Annotated in this window: 22 protein-coding genes; 13 read left to right on the forward strand and 9 right to left on the reverse strand. The window is 41.4% G+C overall.

Features of this window, described 5'->3' with window-relative positions; genetic code table 11:
* Window positions 1-30 precede the first annotated feature (30 nt).
* From ABJN95_RS18855 to ABJN95_RS18865, 3 genes are all read left to right on the forward strand, one after another.
* Complete coding sequence (locus tag ABJN95_RS18855) at window positions 31-1,572, forward strand: sugar porter family MFS transporter (protein ID WP_348372738.1); 1,542 nt, start codon at window positions 31-33, stop codon at window positions 1,570-1,572.
* Between the two features lie 9 nt (window positions 1,573-1,581).
* Window positions 1,582-2,901, forward strand: a complete 1,320-nt coding sequence (locus tag ABJN95_RS18860) for a glycoside hydrolase family 2 TIM barrel-domain containing protein (protein WP_348372739.1) — start codon at window positions 1,582-1,584, stop codon at window positions 2,899-2,901.
* An 85-nt stretch (window positions 2,902-2,986) separates the two neighbouring features.
* Window positions 2,987-6,457 (forward strand): hypothetical protein, encoded by a 3,471-nt coding sequence (locus ABJN95_RS18865; RefSeq protein ID WP_348372742.1) that lies wholly within the window; start codon window positions 2,987-2,989, stop codon window positions 6,455-6,457.
* A gap of 12 nt (window positions 6,458-6,469) precedes the next feature.
* Here the strand turns inward: ABJN95_RS18865 and ABJN95_RS18870 are convergent, their stop codons facing one another.
* The 4 genes from ABJN95_RS18870 to ABJN95_RS18885 form a co-directional block, all read right to left on the reverse strand.
* A complete protein-coding gene (locus tag ABJN95_RS18870) occupies window positions 6,470-6,883 on the reverse strand; it encodes a DUF6691 family protein (RefSeq protein WP_348372744.1) in 414 nt (137 codons plus the stop codon).
* Between the two features lies 1 nt (window position 6,884).
* Entirely contained in the window at window positions 6,885-7,442 is a 558-nt protein-coding gene (locus tag ABJN95_RS18875) for a YeeE/YedE thiosulfate transporter family protein (RefSeq protein WP_348372745.1), read from the reverse strand.
* A 64-nt stretch (window positions 7,443-7,506) separates the two neighbouring features.
* The gene (locus tag ABJN95_RS18880) at window positions 7,507-7,977 is read right to left on the reverse strand and encodes a hypothetical protein (protein ID WP_348372747.1); all 471 of its coding nucleotides are present in this window, start codon (window positions 7,975-7,977) and stop codon (window positions 7,507-7,509) included.
* A gap of 64 nt (window positions 7,978-8,041) precedes the next feature.
* Window positions 8,042-8,962, reverse strand: a complete 921-nt coding sequence (locus tag ABJN95_RS18885) for a ThuA domain-containing protein (protein WP_348372749.1) — start codon at window positions 8,960-8,962, stop codon at window positions 8,042-8,044.
* A gap of 116 nt (window positions 8,963-9,078) precedes the next feature.
* Between ABJN95_RS18885 and ABJN95_RS18890 the strand changes: the two genes are divergently transcribed.
* The 9 genes from ABJN95_RS18890 to ABJN95_RS18930 all read left to right on the forward strand — a co-directional run bounded on the left by ABJN95_RS18890 (window position 9,079) and on the right by ABJN95_RS18930 (window position 20,346).
* Complete coding sequence (locus tag ABJN95_RS18890; RefSeq protein ID WP_348372751.1) at window positions 9,079-10,356, forward strand: PmoA family protein; 1,278 nt, start codon at window positions 9,079-9,081, stop codon at window positions 10,354-10,356.
* A gap of 11 nt (window positions 10,357-10,367) precedes the next feature.
* Window positions 10,368-11,744 (forward strand): Gfo/Idh/MocA family oxidoreductase, encoded by a 1,377-nt coding sequence (locus ABJN95_RS18895; protein ID WP_348372752.1) that lies wholly within the window; start codon window positions 10,368-10,370, stop codon window positions 11,742-11,744.
* 110 nt (window positions 11,745-11,854) lie between these two features.
* Window positions 11,855-13,234 (forward strand): putative oxidoreductase C-terminal domain-containing protein, encoded by a 1,380-nt coding sequence (locus ABJN95_RS18900; protein WP_348372754.1) that lies wholly within the window; start codon window positions 11,855-11,857, stop codon window positions 13,232-13,234.
* Window positions 13,235-14,053, forward strand: a complete 819-nt coding sequence (locus ABJN95_RS18905) for an SDR family oxidoreductase (RefSeq protein WP_348372756.1) — start codon at window positions 13,235-13,237, stop codon at window positions 14,051-14,053. It begins immediately after the preceding gene.
* Window positions 14,054-14,056: 3 nt separating this feature from the next.
* Window positions 14,057-15,256, forward strand: coding sequence for a mannonate dehydratase (uxuA, locus tag ABJN95_RS18910; RefSeq protein ID WP_348372758.1), 1,200 nt, complete (start codon window positions 14,057-14,059; stop codon window positions 15,254-15,256).
* The gene (locus ABJN95_RS18915) at window positions 15,253-16,248 is read left to right on the forward strand and encodes a TRAP transporter substrate-binding protein (RefSeq protein ID WP_348372760.1); all 996 of its coding nucleotides are present in this window, start codon (window positions 15,253-15,255) and stop codon (window positions 16,246-16,248) included. The genes uxuA and ABJN95_RS18915 overlap by 4 nt, the downstream gene beginning before the upstream one ends.
* Window positions 16,248-16,721: a TRAP transporter small permease gene (locus ABJN95_RS18920; RefSeq protein WP_348372762.1), complete on the forward strand. Its 474-nt coding sequence runs from the start codon at window positions 16,248-16,250 to the stop codon at window positions 16,719-16,721. Before ABJN95_RS18915 ends, ABJN95_RS18920 begins: the two co-directional genes overlap by 1 nt.
* Window positions 16,722-18,032, forward strand: a complete 1,311-nt coding sequence (locus tag ABJN95_RS18925; protein WP_348372764.1) for a TRAP transporter large permease — start codon at window positions 16,722-16,724, stop codon at window positions 18,030-18,032.
* A gap of 52 nt (window positions 18,033-18,084) precedes the next feature.
* Complete coding sequence (locus tag ABJN95_RS18930; RefSeq protein ID WP_348372765.1) at window positions 18,085-20,346, forward strand: c-type cytochrome; 2,262 nt, start codon at window positions 18,085-18,087, stop codon at window positions 20,344-20,346.
* Between the two features lie 151 nt (window positions 20,347-20,497).
* On the opposite strand, the gene ABJN95_RS18935 is transcribed toward ABJN95_RS18930, so the two are convergent.
* Window positions 20,498-21,769 (reverse strand): MFS transporter, encoded by a 1,272-nt coding sequence (locus ABJN95_RS18935; RefSeq protein ID WP_348372767.1) that lies wholly within the window; start codon window positions 21,767-21,769, stop codon window positions 20,498-20,500.
* Between the two features lie 191 nt (window positions 21,770-21,960).
* Here ABJN95_RS18935 and ABJN95_RS18940 point away from each other — a divergent pair, with 191 nt between their 5' ends.
* The gene (locus tag ABJN95_RS18940; RefSeq protein ID WP_348372768.1) at window positions 21,961-22,560 is read left to right on the forward strand and encodes a Crp/Fnr family transcriptional regulator; all 600 of its coding nucleotides are present in this window, start codon (window positions 21,961-21,963) and stop codon (window positions 22,558-22,560) included.
* Between the two features lie 3 nt (window positions 22,561-22,563).
* Here the strand turns inward: ABJN95_RS18940 and ABJN95_RS18945 are convergent, their stop codons facing one another.
* The 4 genes from ABJN95_RS18945 to ABJN95_RS18960 all read right to left on the reverse strand — a co-directional run bounded on the left by ABJN95_RS18945 (window position 22,564) and on the right by ABJN95_RS18960 (window position 25,956).
* Complete coding sequence (locus ABJN95_RS18945) at window positions 22,564-23,436, reverse strand: bile acid:sodium symporter family protein (RefSeq protein WP_348372770.1); 873 nt, start codon at window positions 23,434-23,436, stop codon at window positions 22,564-22,566.
* A 309-nt stretch (window positions 23,437-23,745) separates the two neighbouring features.
* On the reverse strand, window positions 23,746-24,117 hold the full coding sequence (locus tag ABJN95_RS18950; RefSeq protein ID WP_348372771.1) for a DUF2200 domain-containing protein: 372 nt from the start codon (window positions 24,115-24,117) through the stop codon (window positions 23,746-23,748).
* A 61-nt stretch (window positions 24,118-24,178) separates the two neighbouring features.
* Window positions 24,179-24,934, reverse strand: coding sequence for a DUF1295 domain-containing protein (locus ABJN95_RS18955; RefSeq protein ID WP_348372773.1), 756 nt, complete (start codon window positions 24,932-24,934; stop codon window positions 24,179-24,181).
* The gene (locus tag ABJN95_RS18960; protein ID WP_348372775.1) at window positions 24,931-25,956 is read right to left on the reverse strand and encodes an NAD(P)-dependent oxidoreductase; all 1,026 of its coding nucleotides are present in this window, start codon (window positions 25,954-25,956) and stop codon (window positions 24,931-24,933) included. Before ABJN95_RS18960 ends, ABJN95_RS18955 begins: the two co-directional genes overlap by 4 nt.
* Window positions 25,957-26,032: the final 76 nt, after the last annotated feature.

The following is a 26,032-nucleotide window of genomic DNA, read 5'->3' on the forward strand; positions in this document are numbered from 1 at the left end:
CTAAATACTAAAAACCAAAAATCCAATCAAATGAGCAAACCAGCAACTGAAATAAAAATGAATAGGTCGTATACCATTCTCATAAGTCTAATTGTCGCCTTGGGCGGATTTTTACTTGGTTTTGATAGCGCTGTTATTTCAGGCGCGGTTAAAGGAATTACCGTTTATTTTGAGATGACGGAATGGATGCTTGGGTTTTCCGTTGGCTGCGTGGTTTTTGGGGCTATGGCAGGAAACCTGATGGCAGGTCCAATGGCAGATAAGTTCGGACGAAAAAGTGTATTGATCTTTGTTGCCGCCCTTTTTGCAATATCGGCGACCTGGTCGGCTTTGGCAACTGGATACACTGAATTTATTATTGCACGAATTATAGGTGGTATCGGTATTGGTGGCGCCATTTTGATCGCACCCATATATATAGCCGAAATTGCTCCGCCAAAACTTCGGGGCAGTCTGGTATCGTTCAACCAACTTAATATCGTTATTGGCATTTCGGTCGCTTATTTTTCAAATTACTTCTTGGTAAACTTGGAAGGAGAAAGCTGGCGTTGGATGTTAGGTGTCGAAGCGATTCCTGCGGTAATCTACTTTCTCTCGCTTTTTGCTGTTCCCAAGAGTCCTAGATGGTTGATTCAAAAAACGGATAATGAAGTGATAGCCCAAAAAACTTTGGCGAAAATAGGGGGTGAAGAATATGCTAAGGCAACAGTTTCGGAAATTCGACGGGGCCTTGCAAAAAAGGAGAGCAAAGGAAGGTTATCTGATTTCTTTAAGAGCAGGTACGCTACGATTATGATCATCGCACTTGGCATTGCATTTTTTCAACAGATAACAGGAATAAATGCGGTTTTTTATTATGCCCCTACCATATTCGAGCAGGCTGGCGGCAGCACCGATTCCTCCTTTTTGCAGGCAATCGTAGTCGGCCTTACCAATCTTGTATTCACTTTGGTCGCCATGTGGTTGATCGATCGTTTGGGAAGAAAACCCTTATTGCTAATTGGCACCACCTTTATGACTATTGCGCTGTTGATGGCAGCATACGCATTTAACAAAGCGACTTATGACTTTAACGGAGATACACTCTCTAAAGTAAACAATAAAGAACTTAAAATTGCATTGAATGACCTTGAAGGCAAGTCCTTTTCTGGTCAAGCAGCACTATTTGAAGCAGTTGAGACTAAATTGAATAGTGATCAGTTCTTAGATTTTAAACGAAACCAGATTACCAATTTTATTCAAATTAATGCCACCTTGGTGCTTATTGCAATACTCTTGTATGTCGCTTCGTTTGCGATATCTTTGGGTCCCGTTATGTGGACACTCCTCTCGGAGATATTCCCAAGTAAAATCAAAGGAATTGCAATATCAGTGGTCGGCTTTTTTAACTCATTGGTAAGTTTTTCAGTAACACAAGTCTTTCCTTGGGAGCTTTCCAATTTAGGCCCAGCAATTACTTTCGCGATTTATGCCTTGCTCTCTTTCTGTGCGATGCTTTTTGTATATAAATTTGTAATCGAGACCAAAGGAAAAACGCTTGAAGAAGTGGAAGAATTATTAATTCGCAAATAAAACCCAAAAATGTTACGATTAGTATTTGTTCTTAATTTCTGTATTTTTTTATCCTGTAAACAAAATACGGAAAGTAAAAAAACAGCACCAGTTACCCAGACAGAATTAAACCCCTCGAAAGTTGAAATTCAACAAGATGGTGGGAAATTCAAATTAATGGTAAATGGAGAGGATTTTTATATAAAGGGTGCCGGACTAGAGTTTGGAAACGTACCAGCATTGGCAAAACACAAGGCAAATTCCTTTAGAACCTGGCGTACCGAAAATGGCAGGAAATCCGCAAAGGAAGTGTTGGATGAAGCTTATGAAAATGGCCTTATGGTTACCATGGGCATTGAAGTAGGGCGTGAACGTCACGGATTTGATTATGATGACCCTGAAATGGTGCAAAAGCAGTTGGTAGCGATCAAGAAACAGGTTTTGTCTTTAAAAGATCATCCTGCCTTGTTGATATGGGGAATCGGTAATGAGCTTAATTTACATTATACCAACCCAAAGGTGTGGGATGCGGTAAACGAAATTTCAAAAATGATTCACCAAGTAGACCCCAACCACCCTACAACAACTAGTTTGGCCGGATTGGCACAGAAAGAAATTGACTATATCAAGGAGCGTTGTACAGATCTTGATATTTTATCAGTACAGATGTATGGAGATTTACCCGACTTACCCAAATTAATTAAAAAATTTGATTGGAAAGGTCCTTATATGGTCACCGAATGGGGTGCAACGGGTCATTGGGAAGTGCCAACCACAAAATGGGGAGCACCAATTGAAGAACACAGCTCTGTTAAGGCGACAAATTATCTGAAGCGTTTCAATGGAGGCATAGCGGCCGATTCGCTGCAGTGTATAGGCTCATATGTCTTTCTTTGGGGAAATAAACAAGAACGTACACCCACCTGGTACGGTATCTTTTTAGAAGATGGAAAGGAAACGGAATCTGTTGACGTAATGCATTATATCTGGAATGGAACTTGGCCCGAAAACCGTACTCCTATTATTGAAGATTTTAAATTGGAGGGGAAAACTGCTTACGAAAATGTGGAGCTCGAAGCAAATAAGCAATATAGCGCTGAAATATTGGTAAAGGATTATGAAGATGATGATATTAAGTACTCATGGGAGATTATGCCTGAAAGTACAGATCTCAAGGATGGTGGTGACGCTGAAGCTCGGCCCGAAGCGATTACGGGCTTGATTGTATCGCAAAATGGGGGTAGTGTAGTATTTAAGTCTCCAGGCGCTGGAGTTTACCGTTTGTTTGTATATGCGGCAGATGGGTATGATCAGGCAGCAGCGGCCAATATACCCTTTAGGGTTAACTAAGTAATTAGTACGAATTCACACAGCAAAAAGACCTCCTGAATTAATCTTTCTTAGAGAGGTCTTTGTATTTCAATAGAATAGTAATATGAGCAAAAGAATATATGTAGGCGATACTGAATTAAAAGTCCAAGGGCGGCAAGTATCGCGCAGCCTAGCCGAAGTAGATGGGGAAAGGTTTTATAAAATTACCAATGTAGATACCATGCGACCTTTTTTTATGAGTGTGGTAAGTGATTCCAATCACTGGATGTTTATTTCAAGTAATGGCGGGCTAAGCACAGGAAGAAAAGATTGCGACATTGCCCTATTTCCTTACTATACAGATGATAAAATAACAGAGTCAGTCGGGGTAACAGGAAGCAAGACCATTCTTCAAATACATCAAAACGATAAGTCATATCTGTGGGAACCATTTTCTGAGAATTATAAAGGCCTGTATGCCACAGCGCAAAACTTGTATAAAAACGAATATGGAAATAAGATTCTTTTTGAAGAAGTTAATCACGATCTCGGACTGAGTTTTAGATACCAATGGAGCACTAGTAATCGATTCGGATTCGTTAAAAAGACTACGTTGATCAACACTACCGAAAGTAAGGTCAATATCACCGTATTAGACGGCCTACAAAATATAATGCCGTATGGTATAAATGCCGATTTGCAAAACAATAGAAGTAATTTGGCCGACGCTTACAAAAAGAGTGAGCTTGAAAAAGATTTGGGTATGGGTATTTATGCGCTAAGTGCCATTATCGTAGATAAGGCCGAGCCGAGTGAAGCCTTGAAAGCCACTATTGCTTGGTGCGTGGGTCTAGAATCTCCCGAATACTTGATTTCCTCACTACAACTCAACAACTTTAGAAAAGGGCTGACGGTAAAAGAGGAGAACGAAATACGGGCTGAAAAATGCGCTTATTTCGTATGTGCTGAACTGGCGATTGATCCCCAGCAAGAAAAAAGCTGGATGATCGTGTCAAACGTAAATCAAGGCCCTTCTGACGTGAACGCGGTTTCAAGTTTATTGCGAAAATCTAAAAACGCTTTGGCTAAAGAAGTGGCTGAAGATATCGCGCTAGGCACTCATAATCTTATCGAGTTGGTCGGTGGTGCTGATGGTCTGCAATTGACTGCAGATGAACTTCAAAATTCGAGGCACTTTTCAAACGTACTTTTTAACATCATGCGGGGAGGTATTTTTGATAATGGATACGAAATCCCGAAAGGTGATTTTATAAAATATATCGGCAATGCGAACAAAGAGGTCTATCAGGAAAATGAAATCTTATGGAGGCAATTACCCGATATATTTTCCCTAGATCATTTAAGGAACATCGCAGCACAAAACGATAACACAGACTTCAAAAGACTTTGCCTTGAGTATATGCCGCTAAAGTTTAGCAGACGACATGGCGATCCAAGCCGACCTTGGAACAAGTTTTCAATCAATACCCGAAGTGAAATAGATGGGTCTAAAGTACTTGATTACGAAGGTAATTGGAGAGATATTTTTCAGAATTGGGAAGCTTTGGCTCATTCTTATCCCGAATTCATTGAAAGTATGATCCATAAGTTTTTGAACGCAACCACCTTCGATGGCTATAACCCGTATCGCGTGACGAAAGACGGTTTCGACTGGGAAGTAATCGAACCCAACGACCCATGGTCCTATATTGGCTATTGGGGAGACCATCAGATTATTTACCTACTCAAGTTTTTAGAATTTATTGAGACTCATTATCCGAATCGTTTGGCGGCTTATTTTGACCAAGAGCTTTTTGTGTATGCGAATGTGCCCTATAAAATAAAAGCCTATGAAGACGTTCTTTTAGACCCTAAAGACACTATTTCTTTTGACCACGATCTTGAAAAGAAGATCATTGTCAACAAAAAACGACTTGGAGCTGACGGGGCATTACTTACCGATAAAAACCACTCCATTTACAAAGTGAATCTGGCAGAAAAATTATTGGCAACTGTTTTGGCCAAAAGTTCCAATTTTATTCCTGAAGGGGGTATATGGTTAAATACGCAACGACCTGAATGGAATGATGCCAACAATGCCTTGGTAGGTAATGGAGTTTCAATGGTTACCTTGTGTTACCTCAGAAGATTTTTAAAGTTTTTCGAAGGTCTTGTAGACCAAATGTCTCTTGAAAAAGTCGAATTGTCTGTGGAGTTAGCCAGTTTTTTTGACGGAATTGTGAGCACTTTAGAGCAGCATCAGCTGTTGCTATCCGATAAACTTTCAGACACGAACCGTAGATTAATCTTAGATGGCTTAGGACAAGCGGGAAGTACGTACAGGGGCACTATATACGAAAATGGCTTTTCAGGAGCAAAGACGGGAATTGCCAAAGAGGCACTCCAGAATTTTTGCGAAATCACGCTAAAGTATCTTGAACATTCTATAGATGCTAATAAGCGAGAAGATGACCTGTTTCATTCGTACAACCTTATGTCCGTTGCTAAGGGTGGACAAATCTCGATAGCATTTTTAAATGAAATGTTAGAAGGGCAGGTGGCTGTTTTAAGTTCTGGCTATCTTTCTTCTGGAGCTTGCCTAAAATTGTTAGACAGCCTTAAAAATAGCGCCTTGTTTCGCAGCGATCAATATAGTTATTTGTTGTACCCCGATAAGAAGCTCAAACGGTTCACAGAAAAAAATATAGTCCCAGCCACTGCAGTTGAAAATTCTGATTTACTGCAACAATTGGTAAAGGATAACAATACACAAATCATTGAAAAAGACGTCGAAGGCAACTATCATTTCAATGGCAATTTCAACAATGCCACAAGTTTGGTAGCTGCTTTGTCTAACGTCTCAACTGAGAAATATGGCGAACTGGTACGAAAAGAAGAAAGTGCACTCCTTGATGTTTTTGAGGAAATGTTCGATCACAAATCCTTTACAGGTAGGTCAGGAACTTTTTTTGGTTACGAAGGCCTGGGTTCTATATACTGGCACATGGTTTCCAAGCTTTTGTTGACTGTACAAGAATGTTGCCTCAAAGCCATCGCAGACAATGAAAATGATGTATTGATTGGAAGACTGTTAGATCATTACTATGAAATCAATGCGGGAATCGGAGTGCATAAATCACCAGAACTTTATGGGGCTTTTACCACAGATCCGTATTCGCATACCCCAGCGAACAAAGGGGCGCAACAACCAGGAATGACGGGCCAAGTGAAAGAAGATATTCTCAGTAGGTTAGGCGAGCTAGGCGTTAGTGTCAAAGATGGAAAACTCGGATTTGGACCTGGCCTTTTGAGAAAGGAAGAATTTTTAAAAGGAGGGCGCCGATTTCAATATACTGACGTTAACGGAAAGCAGACAGCGCTGATGCTTCAAGAAAACTCACTTTGTTTTACCTATTGCCAGATTCCGATAGTATATCGAATAGCTGATCGTTCAAGTCTAGAAATATGCTATGGTAACAATACTGTTGTTCGCGATGTTCTTCAACTCGATAGCGAGACCAGCACTCAAGTTTTCAAAAGAACGGGAGAAATAGATAAAATTATGGTTTCTCTTGATGCCACCGAATTGCATTAATTTAAGGTAGTCTTAGTGCGGTAATCTATTCTTAAGTAAGCCATAAACGAAAGTTCCTAAGGTAGCCGCGGCAATTACCAAAAGCATACTGCTAACTCCGGTGCCCAACAGAATATACATGGGGCCGGGGCAAGCTCCGGCAAGAGCCCAGCCGAGACCGAAGATAGTACCTCCAAGAATATAACGGATAAAACTCCTTTCTTTTGGCGGTAAATTTATCGTATTACCTTCGATGCTTTTTACTTTGAATTTTTTAAAAATCGATAACAGTAGAATACCTAAGAAGACTGCTGAACCAATGATTCCATACATATGAAATGATTGAAATTTGAACATTTCAAAAATGCGATACCACGAAACTGCCTCCGATTTTACCAGAATAATACCAAAGAATACACCAACGAATAAAAATTTTAGAAATTTCATATTAAAAGATAAGGGGTAGTAAAATGTGCGTCATGAGTAAACCTCCTATAAAAAACCCGATTACGGCTATCAATGAAGGTAGTTGAAGATTGCTTAAGCCTGTAATAGCATGACCAGAGGTGCATCCGCCCGCGTACCGTGTGCCGAAACCAACCAGAAAACCAGCCCCAAGTAGAATAGAAAGCCCCTTTAGGGTTAATATACGGTCCCAATCATAAATTTCACCAGGTAGTAATGTTGCACCGGCATTGTCAAAACCTAAGTCTTGTAAATCTGAAATCGTTTCATGATTTAAGGCAATTGTAGAGCCATCTGAAAGAAACTGCACGGCAATAAAACCACCAATAATAGCTCCTAGCACCACAGTAAGGTTCCATTTTTGGGCCTTCCAGTCGAATTTAAAGAAGTCAGCATACTTTCCAGCACCGCCTATACTACATAGGGTTCTGAGATTTGAAGACATGCCAAAGGTTTTTCCAAAGAAAACTAAAACCGCCATAATTAGAGCGATTAACGGGCCAGATACGTACCACGGCCAGGGTTGAAGAATTGCTTCCATTACATAGAATTTGAAACAAAAGTAATTCGAAATTTAAAAGCGCAATGTGATAAAGGTTACATACCTAATTTTTTGTAAAAGCAACACTTTGAAAGCTTGGTAAATCTTCTCCAATTTGTCGGGTTAAGGTATCTCCATTAAGTAGATACAAAGTAGGTTCGAAACTACCATTTAGACTTAATTGATTGTTGGAAAAGGTCCATGTACCTGTACTGGTATCTGCATCACCACAATCGATAAAAAATAGCCCACCAGTAATGCTGGTTACATTGATGCGAATGACATTGAGATTCCAAGAAGTGTCAGCATTTATGCTTAGGGTTCCTGTAATACAGGCTACTTCGTCGAGCAGGTTGGTAGAAGCTGTACCATCTGCATTTGCATCTTGTGCCGGATTCACATTTACAGCAGACAGCGTGTAAGTACCAATAACTTCTGCGCTCTCATCAGGTGGTGTGGGGCCATCATCGCTCGAACAAGAAATGCAAATTATAGTGCATGCAAGAAGGAAAAGGAATGTTTTAACTTGGGTCATAGCTCATTTTTTCGGAAGATAATTATTTTTCGTCAAAAGACGCTATGAAGTCGTATGCTCTTGTCTATTTTTTTCCAATAGGGGAGTCGTCACATTTTAAATCGCCAACAACATATTGCATACCATCTAAAAAGAATTGAAGCAATTCAGGATTGTCCAAACTTTGGGCGTTGTGGCTAGGCGCGCTATAAAACACCCTGCCTTTACCGTGCCTTTTAATCCAAGAAACATAGATGATTTTTTCGGTTACTGCGGCTTTCAACCCTTCGAGCTTATCGACTTCCATATATAGTAAAGGCCTAAAATTATAATCGAAATAAGCATTCTTAAAAAAGTAGGGTTCGTCAATATGGGTAAGGCCTTTGCCCTTAAAGGCTTTAACCATTGGGTGATTTAGATCCACTTCCTTTACTTGTATTTCTTGTTGTTTTGGGTGGTAGTCAAAACTGCCCCCCGTCATTTTACTAAATGCTACAGAATTGTTTTGCACAACAATTCCACCATGCAGTAGCATCAAGCCGCCACCCTTAGCCACATAATTCATAAGATTCTTTTCATATTGAGGAGCTCTCTCCTTAATTTGTTGGTCGCTTAACGAAGAGTTTGCTTTTAAAAGGTCGGAGAACAAGTCGCGATCAGGACCGGCAGGGTTTGGATTGTTCAGAATCAGCGCATCATATTTTTTTAAGTTCTTTTTGGTAAACTGTTCGATATCATAGCCAATATGCACTTCAAAGGCATTCGATTTTTTAGCGAGAATCTTGAGCATTTCAACATTATGAGGAATAGTCCAATGTTTGTACCCTGTTGCCTTCGAGAATACCAAGATCTTCTTTTTAGTAGCTGTAGCTATACTGGTCTTTGATGGTGCCGACTTTTCTATAGATGCCAGCCACGCATCAGAAATCTCCAAAGGTTCCAAACCTTGAGCAGATAGTTTTAGAAAAAACACTATTGCTAAAAAGCTTACCGTTATTTTTTGCATTATTTATAGTTTTTACGTTTCTTCGTTAACGTTAACGAAATATTGATTTTCCTTGCAATATTATCAAAAGTAATTGTAAATTACAGGATTGTTTAGATTTCTGCTTTTAAGATAACATGCCAAATGTAACCATTGTTTCACAATTATCGCAAACCACAAAATGGGCCCTCTGCTTGTTTTGTCTCCTACTTCTTTTTGGTTGTAAGACCGAAAAAGAGGAGCTTTTGCGACTTACTTTTAATAGTCCTATATCGGTAGCTTCGCCAATGTTTTTGGAATTGGATGAGGATTTTTCAGCAACCTTTTCGCTGATGAAAGAAGTAGATAAAGTGACTTCGGAAGTGCCATTTCAAATAGATGGTAATCGACTTTACTTTACCCCAGAGACTCCCTACACAAATCAAAAGGTGTCTTATTATATCGTAAAGGGTAAAGCTCCGTCACCGCATACTGCCATTTCACAAACGAAAGAGAAGGGCGATTTGAGCCTTAGTCAAGCGGGCAAATCCCTATTAACGTATCGGTACGGAATGACTTATCCTCCAGAGGGTGTAGATTCAATCTTTAAAAAATCGGGATATATTCACCCGATTATAACGCCAAAAGGAGATACGTTAACCCGAATTCAACCTCCAGACCATTATCATCATTATGGCATGTGGGGACCTTGGACACACACGCGTATTGATACTGTAAGAGTTGATTTCTGGAATCTTGGTGAGGGCATGGGTACTGTTCTTTTTAAAGCTTTTAAGGATACGAACTCAGGGGGTGTTTTCTCCTCTTTTACGGCTGCTCAAGAACACATAGATTTCAAAACCCCAAAAGCACCCCAGGTAGCACTCAATGAAGATTTGCATGTTCGACTGTGGAACTTGGGCCGCCCCGATCGATATATGTTTGATTATACAACTTCATTCAGTTCCCCTTTGGAGAACGGTATTCTTTTCGAAGCCTATCGTTATGGTGGTGGATTGGGTTTGCGGTTTACAGAACGTTGGAAGGCCGATAATTGCACTGTATTGACGTCTGAAGGAAAAGACCGATTAACAGCAGATGGTTCTAATGCTCGCTGGGCAATCGTCAGTGGAATTTCGACCGATGGTAAGGGTAGTAGTGGAATCCTCTTTATGAGTTATGCTGAAAATCGAATGCACCCCGAACCGATGCGCATATGGCCCATTGATGGTAACAATGGCAGGGGCGATATGTTTTTTGAATTCTGCCCCATTCGGCATGAAGAATGGCAAATTGAACCCAATAAGAAATACGAATTGAAATATAGAATGGTGGTTTTCGACGGTGAATTAACCGCCGTGGAAGCGGAGGCCTATTGGCAAGCTTTCGCGAACCCTCAGAAAGCAAGTGTTAACAAGAAAAGCTCATCCAACTAAAAGCAAACAAAATGCAACGTAGAAAATTTATTAATAAAACCGTTTTAGGTACTGCAGCCGCAGTAGGTTTTCCATCTATTGTTCCTGCAAGTGTATTGGGAAAAAATGCACCTAGCAATAAAATAAACATTGGGCAGATTGGTTGCGGCCGTATAGCAGTCAGCCATGACATGCACGATACTTTGAAATTTGATCAGGCAAGAATAACTGCAGTCTGTGATTTGGATTCGAAAAGAGTTAATAAAGCAAAGATTTTTGTAGATAAAGCCTACCAAGAAAAGACGGGTAAGGCCAACTATATGGATACCAAAACCTACACTGATTATCGTGAAATGCTCTTAAATAAAGATATTGATGCGGTAATGATAAGTACTCCAGACCATTGGCATTCACAGCCTGCAATGGAAGCTGCTCTGGCCGGTAAGGATATTTATTTGCAAAAACCAACCTCATTGACGGTAAGAGAAGGGCAACAATTGCAAGCCGCAGTGCAACAAAAAAATGTAATTCTTCAGGTAGGAACGCAACAGCGGGCGATGCCACAGTTTCGTGTGGCTGCCGAGTTGGTTCGGAATGGCAGAATAGGTAAAGTACATACCGTTAAAATCGGTTTGCCGGGTGATCCTGGTGGGCCAGAAGTTACAGCAATGCCAGTGCCTGAAAATCTAAATTTTGAAATGTGGCTGGGTTCTACTCCAGAAGTTCCTTACAACGAAATTGGGGTTCATCCACAAAACGACTATAGCCGTCCGGGTTGGTTACGACATCGAAATTATGGGGCGGGAATGATCACCGGATGGGGTCAACACCATTACGATTCGGCAGCTTGGGGAATGAATACCGAGCTTACAGGTCCGACTTCTGTAGAGGCCTTATCTGAGTTTCCAAAATCTGGATTTTGGAATGTGCATGGTGACTTCTTGGTAAAGCACGAATACGAAAATGGAATAACGGTTTATACCAGTGGTGGGTATACTAATGGAATAAAATATATTGGCGAAGACGGCTGGATTTTCGTTTCCCGTGGAGCATATCAAGCTTCTGCTTCAGATCCGGTGGATATAGAAAAAAGTGCCAAAGCCTTGAATGCCTCTGACCCAAGTATTCTGACGTCGGTTATAGGCGAAAATGAGATACATCTTGAAAAAATCGATGACCAACACGGCAATTGGTTGGATTGTATCAAGACGCGCAAAGCACCGATTTCACCAATTGAAAAAGGACATAAGGCTTGTGCTATCTGTTTGATCAGTGATATTGCCATGCAGTTTGATAGAAAGCTTGAATGGAATCCTGAAACCGAAGTGTTCGTCAATGACGATGAGGCTAATGCCCTATTACGACGAGATCAACGGAAGCCTTACGGAACAGATAATGTAAAAGTTTGATAAAAAAGGCCAAACTCTTCTTATATACCAGAGACGAGTTGAAGCCACCGTCGTATTAGGCGGGAACAAAAGCTTGAACCCTAATTATTTTTTAGCAAACCATCATTTAGATGAAATATAAATTGATAATCTTACTAACCTTTATTTCCTTTTCCTGTGGAGAAAAAAAGTCTACTGAAAAAAGTACTGAAACACCAACGATGAATACGGTAAAACTCATGACCTTAGACCCGGGTCATTTTCATGCAGCCTTGGTACAAAAAACGATGTATCCGCAGGTCGATTCAACCATCTTCGTTTTCGCACCAGATGGTCCGGAAGTAAAGGATTTTTTAAGTAAAATAGAGCAATATAATTCAAGGAGTGAAAGTCCTACTTCTTGGACCGTAAATAGCAATCTAAGTGATGATTACCTGCAGCAGATGATTACCCAAAAGCCAGGTAATGTAATGGTCGTCGCTGGCAAGAATTCGAAAAAAATCGACTATATTTTGGCAGCAGTAAAAGCAGGTTTGAATGTATATGCCGATAAGCCCCTGGTTATCAACCCTGAAGGCTTTGTGAAACTAAAAGAAGCGTTCAAAGTGGCGGAAGAAAAAGGGGTGTTAATTTATGATATCATGACCGAACGTTTTGAATCAACCACAATGATGCAGAAACTTTTTTCGCAATTACCTCAAGTGTTTGGTGAATTGGTCGATGGTACGCCTGAAGAACCAGCAATTAGCAAAGAAAGCGTGCATCACTTTTTCAAATATGTTTCTGGAAATCCTTTGGTTAGACCAGCCTGGTTCTTTGATATCAATGAAGAGGGCGAGGGCATAGTCGATGTAACCACACATTTGGTAGATTTGGTACAATGGGAAGCCTTTCCGAATCAAATCGTCGATTCTTCCGAAGTGGAAATGTTGCAAGCAAGGCGTTGGCCAACAATACTAAGTCAGGAAGAGTTTACTAGGGTTACCAAGTTGACGGAGTACCCATCGTATTTAGAAAAGGATTTGAAAGACGCTAAGCTCCATACGTATTCCAACGGAGAAATGATTTACAAAATCAAAGGCAAACACGCTAAGGTTTCGGTAATCTGGAATTATCAAGCACCAGAAGGAACAGGCGATACACACTACAGCATTATGCGCGGCACTAAAAGTAATTTGATCATTAAACAGGGTGCTGAGGAAAATTTCAAACCTATTCTATATTTGGAATACAAAGGTGATGCTGAGTTTGAAAATAGTCTATATGCTGCTGTCGATAATGAGATTGCAAAAGAATTTCCGGGTACCTCGGTCGAGAAGGTAGCTGACGGAAAATGGAAAATCAATATTCCCGATCAATTCAAAATCGGTCATGAGGCACACTTTGCCCAGGTCACAGCGAACTATTTAAAGTATTTGGAGGCCGGTGAACTCCCCGAATGGGAAATTCCAAATATGATTACAAAATATTATACAACCGTCGCCGCATATAAAATGGCTGAAGCTAATTAAATGAGTGAACTACTTTCTTTAAAAGATAAATATTTCGCCCTTTCGGGCGGCACAGGAACCTTAGGAGGTTCGATAGCCGAGTACCTAGTGCAAAACGCAGCCTATGTACTTCTGATAGGAAGATCTTTAGACAAACTAGAATCTAAGCAAAAAGAACTAAACGCGATAAGCGAGAACAGCACGCATATTTTTGTGGTGGATGTCATGAATGAGGAGGCTTTAGCCAATTTGAAAAATACAATCGAGAACGACTTTGGACGCCTTGACGGCCTCGTAAATCTTGCTGGCGGAAACATTCCCGGGGCCACTTTAAAACCAGATCAGACGATTCATGATATTGCCGTAAGCGATACACGAAAAGTGGTCGATATTAATTTGTTCGGTACCGTGATTCCGACCATCATGCTAAGTGAGTTGATGGTCAAACAAGGTCATGGCTCCATTGTAAATATCTCTTCTATGGCTTCTAGGCAGTCTATTTCTAGGGTTTTGGGGTATTCAATGGCCAAGGCGGCGGTAGATATTTTTACCAAATGGATGGCCAACGAACTGGCATCTAAACATGGAGATAAAATTAGGGTAAATGCAATTGCCCCAGGCTTTTTTATTGGAAATCAAAATAGAAGACTGTTGACCAATGAAGATGGTTCGTTTACCCCCCGTGGAAATGATATCCTAAAGAATACACCCATGGGTCGTTTTGGTGATGCTTCTGAACTGAATGGCATGGTGCATTATTTGTTAAGTGATGCTTCAAGTTTTGTAACAGGAAGCATTTTTGACGTTGATGGTGGGTTTAGTTCATTTTCAGGAGTTTAGCTAATGGAGTATTTAAAGAAAACATTTCGATGGTTTGGCCCTTCTTTTGGGGTTGGCCTGAATGATATCAAGCAAATTGGTGTAGAAGGTATTGTTGCCGCCTGCCAGGAAATTCCTTTGGGAGACGTTTGGCCACGTGAGACGATAGCATCTCTTAAAAAAGAAATTGAGTCTTACGAACTAGAATGGTCGGTGGTAGAGAGCGTAAATGTTCATACGGCCATTAAATATGGGTTGCCGGAAAGGGATAAATATATTGCGAATTACATTCAGACCTTAAAAAATCTTGCGACCAATGGTATTTATACGGTATGCTATAATTTCATGCAACTGATTGATTGGACCCGTACGGATTTAGATTATATTTTACCTTCTGGTGGTTCTGCATTGCGGTATAGCCCAATAGCGGCGGCTGCCTTTGACCTCTTTATTTTGAAACGTGAAAAGGCGAAGGAAACGTATTCTAATGTGCACTATGAAGAAGCAAAAGACTATTTTGAGAGACTGACGGAAGCGCAAAGAAAAAAGTTGGAGGAATCCATTTTAGCGGGCATGCCGGGTTCACGAAAGCTAATTGCTTTGGAGGAGTTCAAAAAGAATCACGCAACGGTATTGGAGATTAGCAAAGCGCAGCTCCAAGAAAACCTATCCTATTTTTTAAATGCGATTATTCCGGAGGCCGAAAAATTGGGTGTTAAAATGGCCATCCACCCTGATGATCCGCCATTTTCGGTTTTTGGAGTGCCACGAATTGTTTCCAATTATGAAGAGCTTAAATTTTTGCTCGATTGCTGCCCGTCTCCAAGCAATGGGTTGACGTTCTGTTCGGGCTCCTTGGGCGCATCGGCGAACAATGATTTGGTAAAAATCGTGGAGGATTTTGGAGATAGAATCCATTTTATTCACTTAAGAAATGTAGCAAGGAGTGCCGATGGCAGTTTTTACGAAGCAGAACATTTAAGGGGTTCTGTACCAATTGATAAGGTAATGAAAGCCATCGTTAAAGAGCAAAAACGCAGACATGAAAAAGGCGATGAAACAGTTTCCATTCCAATGCGACCCGACCACGGTCATGTTTTATTAGACGATAAAAAAAGACAAAACGATTTCTATTCGGGCTATTCTCTGATCGGCAGGGCTATGGGCTTGGCGCAATTGGCAGGTTTGGAAAAAGGAATCCGAGAAAACTTAATTGAAGCATGACAAAATCAAAAGTTGTTAAGAATGCTATGGTCTTTGGTGTACTGACCCTGCTTTGTTTGTTAGTATCATCGTGCGCTGCCGTAAGCGATACGAAAGTGTTGTATTTCGCCCATTCGCTACCTACTTCGCATCCAGTGCACAAGGGCATTTTAGACATGCAAAGCATTTTGAATGAAAAGTCGGGTGGGAAATTGCAGATCAAAGTTTTTCCTGACGGGCAGCTCGGTTCAGAACGTGAGGTATTGGAACTTTTACAAATCGGCAGCATTGCTATTACTAAGGTAAGCGCCTCAGCCTTGTCGAATTTCGCACCAGAATATCAGGTAACGGTAGTACCCTATTTGTTTCGCGATGATGCCCATTTGTGGCGAAACCTAGAGGGTGAAGTCGGTGAACAACTCTTGTCAAGTGGGAGTGAATATCTGCTTCGGGGATTGTGCTTTTACGATGCAGGAGCGCGAAGTTTCTACACCAAAGAAAAACCGATTAACTCCCCTGATGATTTAACTGGTCTAAAGCTACGGGTGCAAAACGACCAGATGTCGGTTGCGATGGCGAACACTTTAGGAGCTTCGGCAACGCCGATGGCCTTTAGCGAATTGTATACGGCCCTGCAACAAAACGTTGTTGATGGGGCAGAGAATAACATTCCCTCTTTTGTAACTTCAAACCATTTTGAGGTATGCAAATACTACACCTTTGATGAACATACCATGATTCCTGATGTGGTCATCATAGGTACCAAGTTCTGGGATAAATTATCAGCGGAAGAAAAAGAATGGCTTCGTTCGGCTTCCAAGGAAAGTGTCATCAATCAAAAACGCTATTGGAAAGAAACGATTGCCGAACAAATGGAGATGCTTAAAGAAAATGGAGTGCAATTCACCTATCCTGATAAAGCACCCTTTCAGGCGAAATCTAAACCGGTAATGGAGAATTTGATGAAAAACCCGAAAATGAAGGCGATTATTGACAAAATAAATGCAAACTAATGGAGAAGACCTACCAATTTCTGAACAAGGTCATCGAATGGCTTTTGGTGACAATTTTTGCGCTTCTTGTTGTTGATGTGGTCTGGCAAGTAATTTCGCGCTATGTGGTGGGAAAATCGAGTTCCTTTACAGAAGAATTCGCCCGATTCGCGTTGATCTGGCTAACCGTTTTAGGCGCTGCATACATCAATGGTCAGAAAGAGGGACATCTCTCTATGGATTTCCTTTTATCAAAGCTCCCAGAGCACAAAAGGCACGCACGCCAAAAAGTGATTCAAATGCTTATGGCATTTTTTGCCTTAGTCATTATGGTGATCGGCGGAGGCAATTTGGTATATACCACCTTGAGTCTAGGTCAGATTTCCTCAGCACTTAATGTTCCGTTGGGGTATGTGTATTCCATTGTTCCGTTATGCGGACTCATTATCATATTCTTTTCTTTTTACAACATCAAAAAACTAAACTTCGAATAGATGAGTATTGAAATCATAAGTATTGTTGTTCTTTTCGTCAGTTTCTTTGGATTGTTGGCCTATGGGCTCCCAGTTGCATATTCCATTGGTGTATCTACCATGTTTACCCTATTGTTGAATATCGCGTTCTTGCCTGCGATTACTACGGCTAGTCAACGAATGACCACGGGTATTGACAATTTTGCCTTGTTGGCCATCCCCTTTTTCGTATTGGCGGGTGAACTTATGAATCGAGGGGGCATTGCACAACGCCTAATCGATTTCGCTAAATCCTTGATAGGCAGTTTGCCAGGCGGTCTCGCTTTTGTAAACGTGATTTCTGCCATGCTTTTCGGGGCTATTTCTGGGTCGGCCATTGCTGCCGCTTCAGCCATTGGAAGTACTCTCACTGACAAAATGGAAACGGAGGGCTATCCTCGTGAATTTAGCGCTGCAGTAAATATCAGCTCGTCTACTACGGGGCTTTTGATACCTCCGAGCAATGTACTTATTGTTTTTGCTCTTGCAAGTGGCGGAACGGCCTCTGTTGCGGCCTTATTCATAGCTGGATACTTACCTGGTATTTTGGTAGGTCTGGCGATCATGATCATGGTTTATATTTATGCAACTCGCAAAAAACTCCCAAGGGCACCCCGAGTAGGTTTTAAAAAGTTATTTATCGATTTCAAGAATGCAGTTTTGAGTTTGACCCTTTTGATCATTGTAGTTGGGGGTATCGTTGCTGGAATTTTTACAGCAACTGAGGCGGCGGCCATTGCTGTAGTGTATGCTGCCCTGCTTGGTTTCATAAACAAAGAATTAAAGTTCAGCGATCTTAGACCCGTATTGTTGAAAAGTGCCAAAACAACCGCCATAGTGATGTTTTTGATTGCGACCTCCATGGCGATGTCATGGTTGTTTTCTTTTGAGGGGATTCCCCAATTGATGACCGATACGATTTTAGACAATGTGAGTAACCCCATCGTCATCTTTGTGATTATTAACATTGTATTGTTAATCGTGGGCACCTTTATGGATATGACTCCAGCGGTTCTCATTTTTACTCCAATATTTTTACCGGTGGCTATGGCCTTAGGCATGCACCCGGTTCAATTTGGAATGGTCATCGTCTTAAACTTGTGTATCGGTATCTGCACCCCTCCCGTAGGAACCCTCCTGTTTGTTGGAAGCGGGGTTGCAGAAGTGCCTGTAACAAAAGTGATTCGACCCTTATTGTCGCTATTGGCAGCAATGACGGCTGTACTCTTTTTGATTACGTATATTCCGGAGATTTCACTTTGGCTACCACGCTTTTTTGGACTAATAGACTAATGATTGAATAGCCATCCTTATCTTTACATAAAAGCTTGCACTCGGTATCCCTATGAGATTTATAATTGCTGTATTTCTTTCCTGTATTTTGTTTTCTTGCCAGACTTCCTTTGAGGAGCCTAACATCTCTTTGGATGAATACCAAATTGAAGATGGGTTTGAGCTGTCAGTTATTGCTTCCGAACCTTTATTGAAAGCTCCAGTTGCCATTGATTTTGATGCGCAAGGAAGAATCTGGGTTGCCCAGATGCCCGGCTATATGAACGATATGCAAGGCTCTGACGAAGATAAGCCTGTCGGTAGTATTAAAATACTTGAAGACTTAGATAAAGACGGGGTAGTCGACCACGCCAAGACGTTCTTGGATAGCCTAGTGATGCCAAGAGCGTTAGCCCACGTATATGGTGGCTTGCTGTATGCCGAACCGCCTTTCCTTTATTTTGTGGATATTGAAGATGATAAACCGGTAAACCGAATCCTGGTTGATTCGCTTTATGCAGCCGATGGCAATCCCGAACACCAACCCAACGGACTGCTCCTCAACATTGACAACTGGATTTACAACGCCAAATCGAATTTCAGGTACCAACGTAAAAACGGTGTTTGGAAAAAAGAACCGACTACCTTTCGCGGGCAATGGGGTATCGCTAATGACAATTTTGGTCGCTTGTATTACAACAATAATTCACAACAATTACTCGGCGACCACGTTTTGCCGAATCGCTTGATACGCAATAAGCATTTCACGCCCAAAGTTGGCGTAAATCGAAAACTTACGAACGACCAGCGGGTTTATCCTTTACATGCTACCACCGTGAATAGGGGGTATGCACCCGGAGTTTTAAATTCGGATAGCATATTGATAAACGCCACTGCTGCAGCCGGCTTGACCGTTTATAGAGGTGGGATTTTTCCAGAGGATTATGAAGAAAATGTTTTTGTGAGTATACCCGAAGGGAATCTGATTAAACGCAATATACTTTCTTTTATTGGAGATTCAACTACCGCCGAACAAGCTTGGGAAGGCAAAGAATTTTTGGCATCTACCGATGAGGGATTCCGCCCTGTAAGTTTAAATAATGGGCCTGATGGAAGTCTCTATATCGTAGACATGCACCGGGGTATGATTGGGCATCATGCCTATTTGAGTCCGTATTTGAAGAAAAAGACCCAGGGAACTCGACTGGATACGATTGTCAATTTTGGTCGTATTTTAAAAGTGAAAAGTAAATCAAAAACGCAAGAAACTATTCGCGATTTTGATGCTTTAACGGGCCCTGAACTGGTAGCGCTTCTAAAACATAAAAATGGTTGGATACGAAGTCGAGCACAGCATTTCCTCATTTTTAAAGAAAAAATAGAAGTACTTTCTGAATTGAAGGAATTGGCTGTGAAGGGCGATGAACTATCTCAACTTCATGCACTATACGCTCTAGAGGGCTTGAATGTCTTGGAATTCGATTTTCTGGCTGAAGTTGCTAAGGAAAGTCCATCGCAAGTGGGTGCCCACGCCATTGTTTTGATGGAACGGTTGGTATCTCAAGACAATAAGACAAAGGCATTAGACCTTTTTGAAACCTTGATAGGTAAAAACGATGTGGTGCTTGATCTGTATATGGCCGGCACTTTGGGAAGATGGATGGGCATTGATGCCGAAATGTTCTTCAACCCCATGATGACCCTATTCAATAAACGCAAAGGAAATCTTATTTTTGAGGAATCCGTTTTAAGTGGTTTGGAAGGGCAAGAAGGTATGTTCTCGGAGCGTTTACAGGTGATGGCCACTGTTGACGCAACTGATTTTAAGAGGCAGTTAGCAGCGACTATGGAGATGAAAGAAACAGAAACAGTCAATCCTATTTTTTCTCGTAAATTCCTTCAAGAAGATAATAGAACGGTGGGCGGTAAAATGTATCTTCAAATTTGTGCTTCATGCCATGGTGCCAATGGCGAGGGTATTGAAGGGCTCGCACCTCCCTTAATGAACTCAGAACATGTTGCCGATGCGCAAAGATTGGGACTTATCATTCTGCACGGATTACAGGGCCCTGTAGCGGTAAATGGAAAACGGTATGAGTTTAATTTGGCCATGCCTGGGCTCATTCGTAACGAAACCATATCTGATAAAGACATCGCTGACGTGATGGCGTATGTGACCAACGCATTTTCAGATATACCCAAGTTTTTAAGTAAAGAAAAGGTGTCTGAATTACGTGGCTTCAAACCCAAGAGTGGTGCAGAATATACCGAGGAGGAGTTAAAGGAATTTTCCAAGAATAACGGCCCGATAACTTCCGAGTTTAAGGTGTTCTAAACACTTTTAATTAGATTTTTGACTGCTATTAGTTTTACTGCAGGTAACTTATAATTCTCCGCATCTAGCACATAGGCTATGTGAGCTAATCTCGTTGTAAACCGTACCCCTTACGGGCGTTATTTGCACTCAAATTTGCTTTTTGTACTGTTTATACAATCAAATCTTTGCGTATACTTTTTGATGCTAAATAAAAGCAAAGCGCACTAAGCACACTGGCGATTACCGAATTACTAAGTGCCCACCTTAAGGCGTCAACACCTAAGCTCGGTTGAAGGGCATCGCTAATGATACCGCCTACAAAAGGTCCCAAGCCAAGCCCGATAATATTCAAAACAAAAAACAAGATAGCAGAAGCTAGCGCCCGCATTCGAACATTGACGATACCGTGGGTAAGTGCAATACAGGGTGCCAAATACAGTGAATTCAAGAAAGCGGGCAGTATAATGGCAAAGAGCGTCGTATGGGCACCATTAGCGAAAAAGGCCACAAGTGCCAAAGGAATGGCTAATAAAAGTGCCGAAGCGGGTAGCCAAAGGTACCAGCGCATATCTTTTTTCGCAATACGGTCGGTCAAATAGCCACCCATAAAATAACCGATTCCTGTTCCTATACCAAAAATCAGCGAGAGCCAGGTACCGATTTCTCCACTGCTCATACCATGCACCCGGGCCATAAAAGGCGGCAGCCATGAATTTACCGTGTAGCTAACATAGGCTGCTAAGCCAGCACCGACAGCGATATAGCGAAACGATTTTTTTTCACGCAGCAACTTGAATACGTCTTTCATGGAGTGAGGCTGATCCACAGCATCCTTCCCTTTTTCAGATAGGCCGCGAGGAGGTTCTTTTACTGTAAAAAGCAGAATCAAGGCAAACAGGATTCCTGGGATACCGACCACCAGAAAAGCGGTGCGCCATCCGAAATACTGATCTATCCACCCTCCGAGTAGGAAACCCAGTAAGATACCAATGGAGATTCCGGTTGAATAAATTGCCAAGGCGGTTGCCCTTTTTTTAGCAGGATACAAATCAGAGATAATCGAATGCGCTGGCGGGCTTCCCCCAGCTTCCCCGATACCCACTCCGATTCGGGCAAGGAGTAACTGTATAAAGTTTTGAGCGCTTCCCGAAATCGCGGTAAAAGCACTCCAGACCGTCAAGGAGATGGCGATGATATTGCGACGGTTGCCTTTATCAGCTAAGCGTGCAATAGGAAGGCCGAAGGAAACATAGAAAATGGCAAAGGTAAAGCCTGACATTAAACCCAGTTGGGTATCGGAAAGGTTTAACTCTTGTTTTATAGATTCTTGTAAAATCACCAAAATCTGCCGGTCAATAAAATTGAAGACATATACTGCAGTCAATATAAATAGCGTATACCCACGATATTTAATGGCTGAATTTGTAGTTGGGTCGGTCATTGGTTTGTGTGGAGAAGTTGTGCTCACTCCAGGAATCTACTTAAGATACTGTTTTTTATACAGATACCCGTTTTATCGCCTGTTGCAGTTTCTATTCAGATGATGAATTTGACAGTATTTTCACAGGGCTGTGCTCTCAAAATGCCTATATTTAGAGCCCGTGTGGAAATTCAAAACCTTTTTGGTAAATCATGAATGCAACCGAGACTATAGATTATCTGCAGCATTTGAAGAACAAAATCCTTTCGTATACGAAAGTAGACGATATGCATTTAGATTATTGGCTAAAAGTGTATCGAAAAATTGAATTAAAAAAAGGAGAAACCCTGGTTGCACCGGGTCAGTTGGTCAAACAGTTCTACTACGTAGCAAAGGGCTGTATTTACTATTACAAATTGGAAGACGGTGAACAAAAGGTACTTGAATTTTATACCGATGATGTCTTCTTTACCGATCTGCCGGCCTATGTAAAAGGAACCCCCTCGAACTATTACCTAAAAGCGTCTGAAGCTACTACAGTGTATGCGATACAAAAATCAGATGCAGAAAGCTCATTTGAAAAATCACATCAACTTGAGCGTTTCGGTCGCCTATCTATGCAAGAAGCCTTTATGAAAATCTTTACACGAGTCGAACGTTTAAGTAGCAAAAGTAACGAAGAAAGATATTTGAGACTTTTAGAAAAACGGCCCGACTTGATGCAACGTGTCCCGCAGTATTTGATTGCCTCCTATTTAGGATTGACGCCGGTAGGCTTGTCAAAAATCAGAAAAAGATTGGGAAAAGGTTAAATCTCAAGATAAGCTTTCTGACTTCGCTACTTTTCGATTACTCCAATAAATAAAAACTCCCGCAGTTAAGAACATCAAAACGCCATACACTGCAGGCGATATAGCGTAGGCCGTATTACCCAATAGAATAGTTGCAACACTAATACCTAAAGTACCATTTTGAATGCCGCCTTCAATCGTAATGGAGATGCGTTGTTTCAGTGGAAGACTAAAAAGTGACCCTAATACATATCCTATGGTCATGGTTATTAGGTTCAGTGCGATCGCCACGCCACCAGCGGTTTGAATATGTGCTAAAATAGTCGCTCTTTCTTTAAATATTACTGCACATAATACGAGTACAAAAAATACGCCTGATATTTTTTTTACAGGACCTTCCATTCGTTGCGCAAAGTCTTGTTTCTTACGTCGAATGAACATCCCAAGGGCGACAGGTAGAATAACGATAATGAATACTTGAAGAATGGTTTGCAATACATCGAGTTGAATCAAAGTACCTTCGCCCAAAACATGCTGTAAACCCAAGTTGATGATAAATGGAATAGACACTAGGGTAATCAAACTACTAATTGCGGTCAGGGAAACGGACAAGGCTGTATCGCCATTGGCCAAATGTGTGATGAGATTAGATGTGGGTCCGCCAGGGCAGGCTGCCAAAATGATAATTCCTATGGCAATTGCCGGAGGAAGATCAAATATATTGATTAAAGCAAAACCGCTTAGCGGTAATAAAACCAATTGGCAAAGAAGCCCGACTACAATCGCCTTCGGACGAACAAAAACCTGCTTAAAATCCTGTATGGTCAGTGAGAGGCCCATACCGAACATAATAATGATAAGTGACAATGCCAGAATCGCATTTGAGATGTTATCCATGGGTATAGTGGTTTGGTATTGCACTAAATATAGTATTTAAAAAATCGAAAAAATAAGTAACCATCAAGTTCTTGATGAATTATAGTGGCGGTATTTGTTTGCCTCCGATTTTGGATTGACCCCAGCAGACTTACCAAAAATCAGAAAGAGATTAAGAAAAGTTTAGCGCTTCAAAAATAGGTAGTACTTAACATCCCTTCTACGGAGGGATTGCGGGAGGACTTCTTGCCTGTCAAGTTGATTATCAAAAAATTAGAAAGCGCTTGGGTAAGAACTTGTAAAACGTAAGTTTAGTTGTTCGACATTGTTTTATTTAGGAACCCTCAATATCTTGTCCATCTTTCTTCCCCTCGCTAATTCCTCAATCAACTTATCTAAATAGCGACACTGTTTGGTTAAGGGCGTTTCGATGTCTTCAATACGATAACCGCAGATGACCCCTTTAATAAGCTCCGCATTTGGATTCAATGTGGCTCTTTCAAAAAAGGTTTTAAAGCTTACTTTTTCGTCAATCAATTCTTGTATTTTTTTCTCATCAAAACCAGTAAGCCATTCGATGACTTCGTGTAATTCGGCTAGGGTTCTTCCTTTCTTTTTTACTTTATCAACATAGTGCGGGTACACTGAAAAGAATTTCATTTCGGCCACACGTCTGTCGTGTTCAGGGGTGGTGGTTGGCATATCTCGAAGGGTTTATGTTGTTGCCCTAAGTTAATAAATAATAAAGAACTTATAAGGCTAATCACCAAAACCAAGGCAGCACAGCCTTTCGTTTTTTCGGATAATCCTTAAAATTCTCATGGTACCAGGCGTGATGGTTCAGGGCTCTGGGTACCAGGTTACAAATGGTCCATACTGCGAAGCTTAGGGCTGGTAAATTCCAAGCGATTATGGCAAAACCAATCCATTCTATAATTTCACCGAAGTGATTGGGGCACGATATCCATTTGAACAACCATCCTTGGGGAATGACGTAGCCTTCTTTTCCGTTTCGTAGTGCGATCAGTCGAGCATCAGTACCACGATTAATATAGGTACCACCAAAGTATAACAAGAGTCCAATTAGCATGTTGATACTGAATCTAGATGGGTCTTCAGGGGCTAAATACCCCAAGTAATAACCGTTTAAAAAACCATTCACGCCATTAAAGAAGAGCGCACTAAAAACGATGGTCAGCGGCATTTTCTTTCCGCGGGTTCGCAATCGAAAAGGAAAAATCAGGGTTCGATTAACGTAGTGGAAGGTCCAAAGGGCAACGAGCAGCCAGGTGAACCAGTCTTTTTCACGGGGACCAACAAGTACCAATAAGGGAAAAAGAAGAAAAGCGGGGAGTTCCATCCAAAACCAACCCCAGTGATTGGAAATCATCTTCCCCCACTTGTCATTAGCATGGCGACCGTAGGGAGCGCGAATACGAAACAGCAGCAGCGATACGAAAGTGATGACGGCAATTCCCATCCAGATGTAATTGAGTTGGGTGAAGTTTTCCAAATTCATTCCACAATAGTACCAAAGAAAAATTGAATTCGCTCGTGATCACCTTTTTTGTAGGCTTTATAGGGTTCAGATAGTTGAAGCAAAAACCACTTCACTATTCCAGCAAATGGACGGGTAAGAGACCGCTGTACCTTCGGTACTGAGGCCTCAAAGCGTTTGAAATAAGATGCAATATCATCAGATCGAAACTGAAGAATTTCTTCCATCTCGTCTCCATCCACAAAATGCCCGCAATGGAAGTTTTGAGCTGCAAAAGCATAGCTAGGAAAGTTCACCTTTCCCAAACCGAAGGCATTAAATGCCTTGGACAAGAAATCGAAATAGTTAATTCGGCAGGGGGCTCCACCACCCAAATTAAGAACCCGGCCCGTCAATGCTTCTTTGTGGTCTATAGCATTCACAAAGGCTCTTGCCGTATCGCGAAGGGTGCAAATTTCCATGGGCGTCTCTAAAGGCATATGAAACATCAATTTGGAAAGCTTGTGGTTACCAATACCCATGATGGCCGTTAGTCGAAAAATACTCCAATTCAATTGGCTTGATTTAATGAGTCTTTCAGCTTCCACTTTTGTTCGCGCATAGGTATCATGGGCCAAACCTTTGTGTGGATCGCTAGCGCGAATATCAGGGTCTTTTAGACGATCGCCGTAAATGGCGATTGATGAACTATACAATAGCATTGCATCAGGGCATTCCGCTTCCATACTGTTGACCAAATTTTCGGTACCAAGAACATTTACCTTATGCACCAAGGCATCGTTAGTGTTTTCAACCGTTGGTATTACCGCGGCAAGGTGAATGACAACATCTTGAAGTTGCACCGCCTGTTGAACATTATCTCGATTCGTAATGTCACCATATAGCACCTTGATTTTATCGCCAAAGGGTTTTAAAACTCGTTTGGTATGCCTCGAATCTCGGACAAATACCGAAACACCATGAAGTTTATCAGCAGCATCTAATTGTTGGAGCACTTCCAAACCTATAGCCCCCGTTGCTCCTGTAAGCAGGATTTTTTTCATGTTAAATAGCGTGGTGGTGATTTCTAAGGGAATATAGTGAAATGTTCAGAGACCAGCACCTGCACAATTGCTCTCT

Source organism: Maribacter sp., assembly GCF_039974175.1.
Classification (GTDB): Bacteria; Bacteroidota; Bacteroidia; order Flavobacteriales; family Flavobacteriaceae; genus Maribacter_C.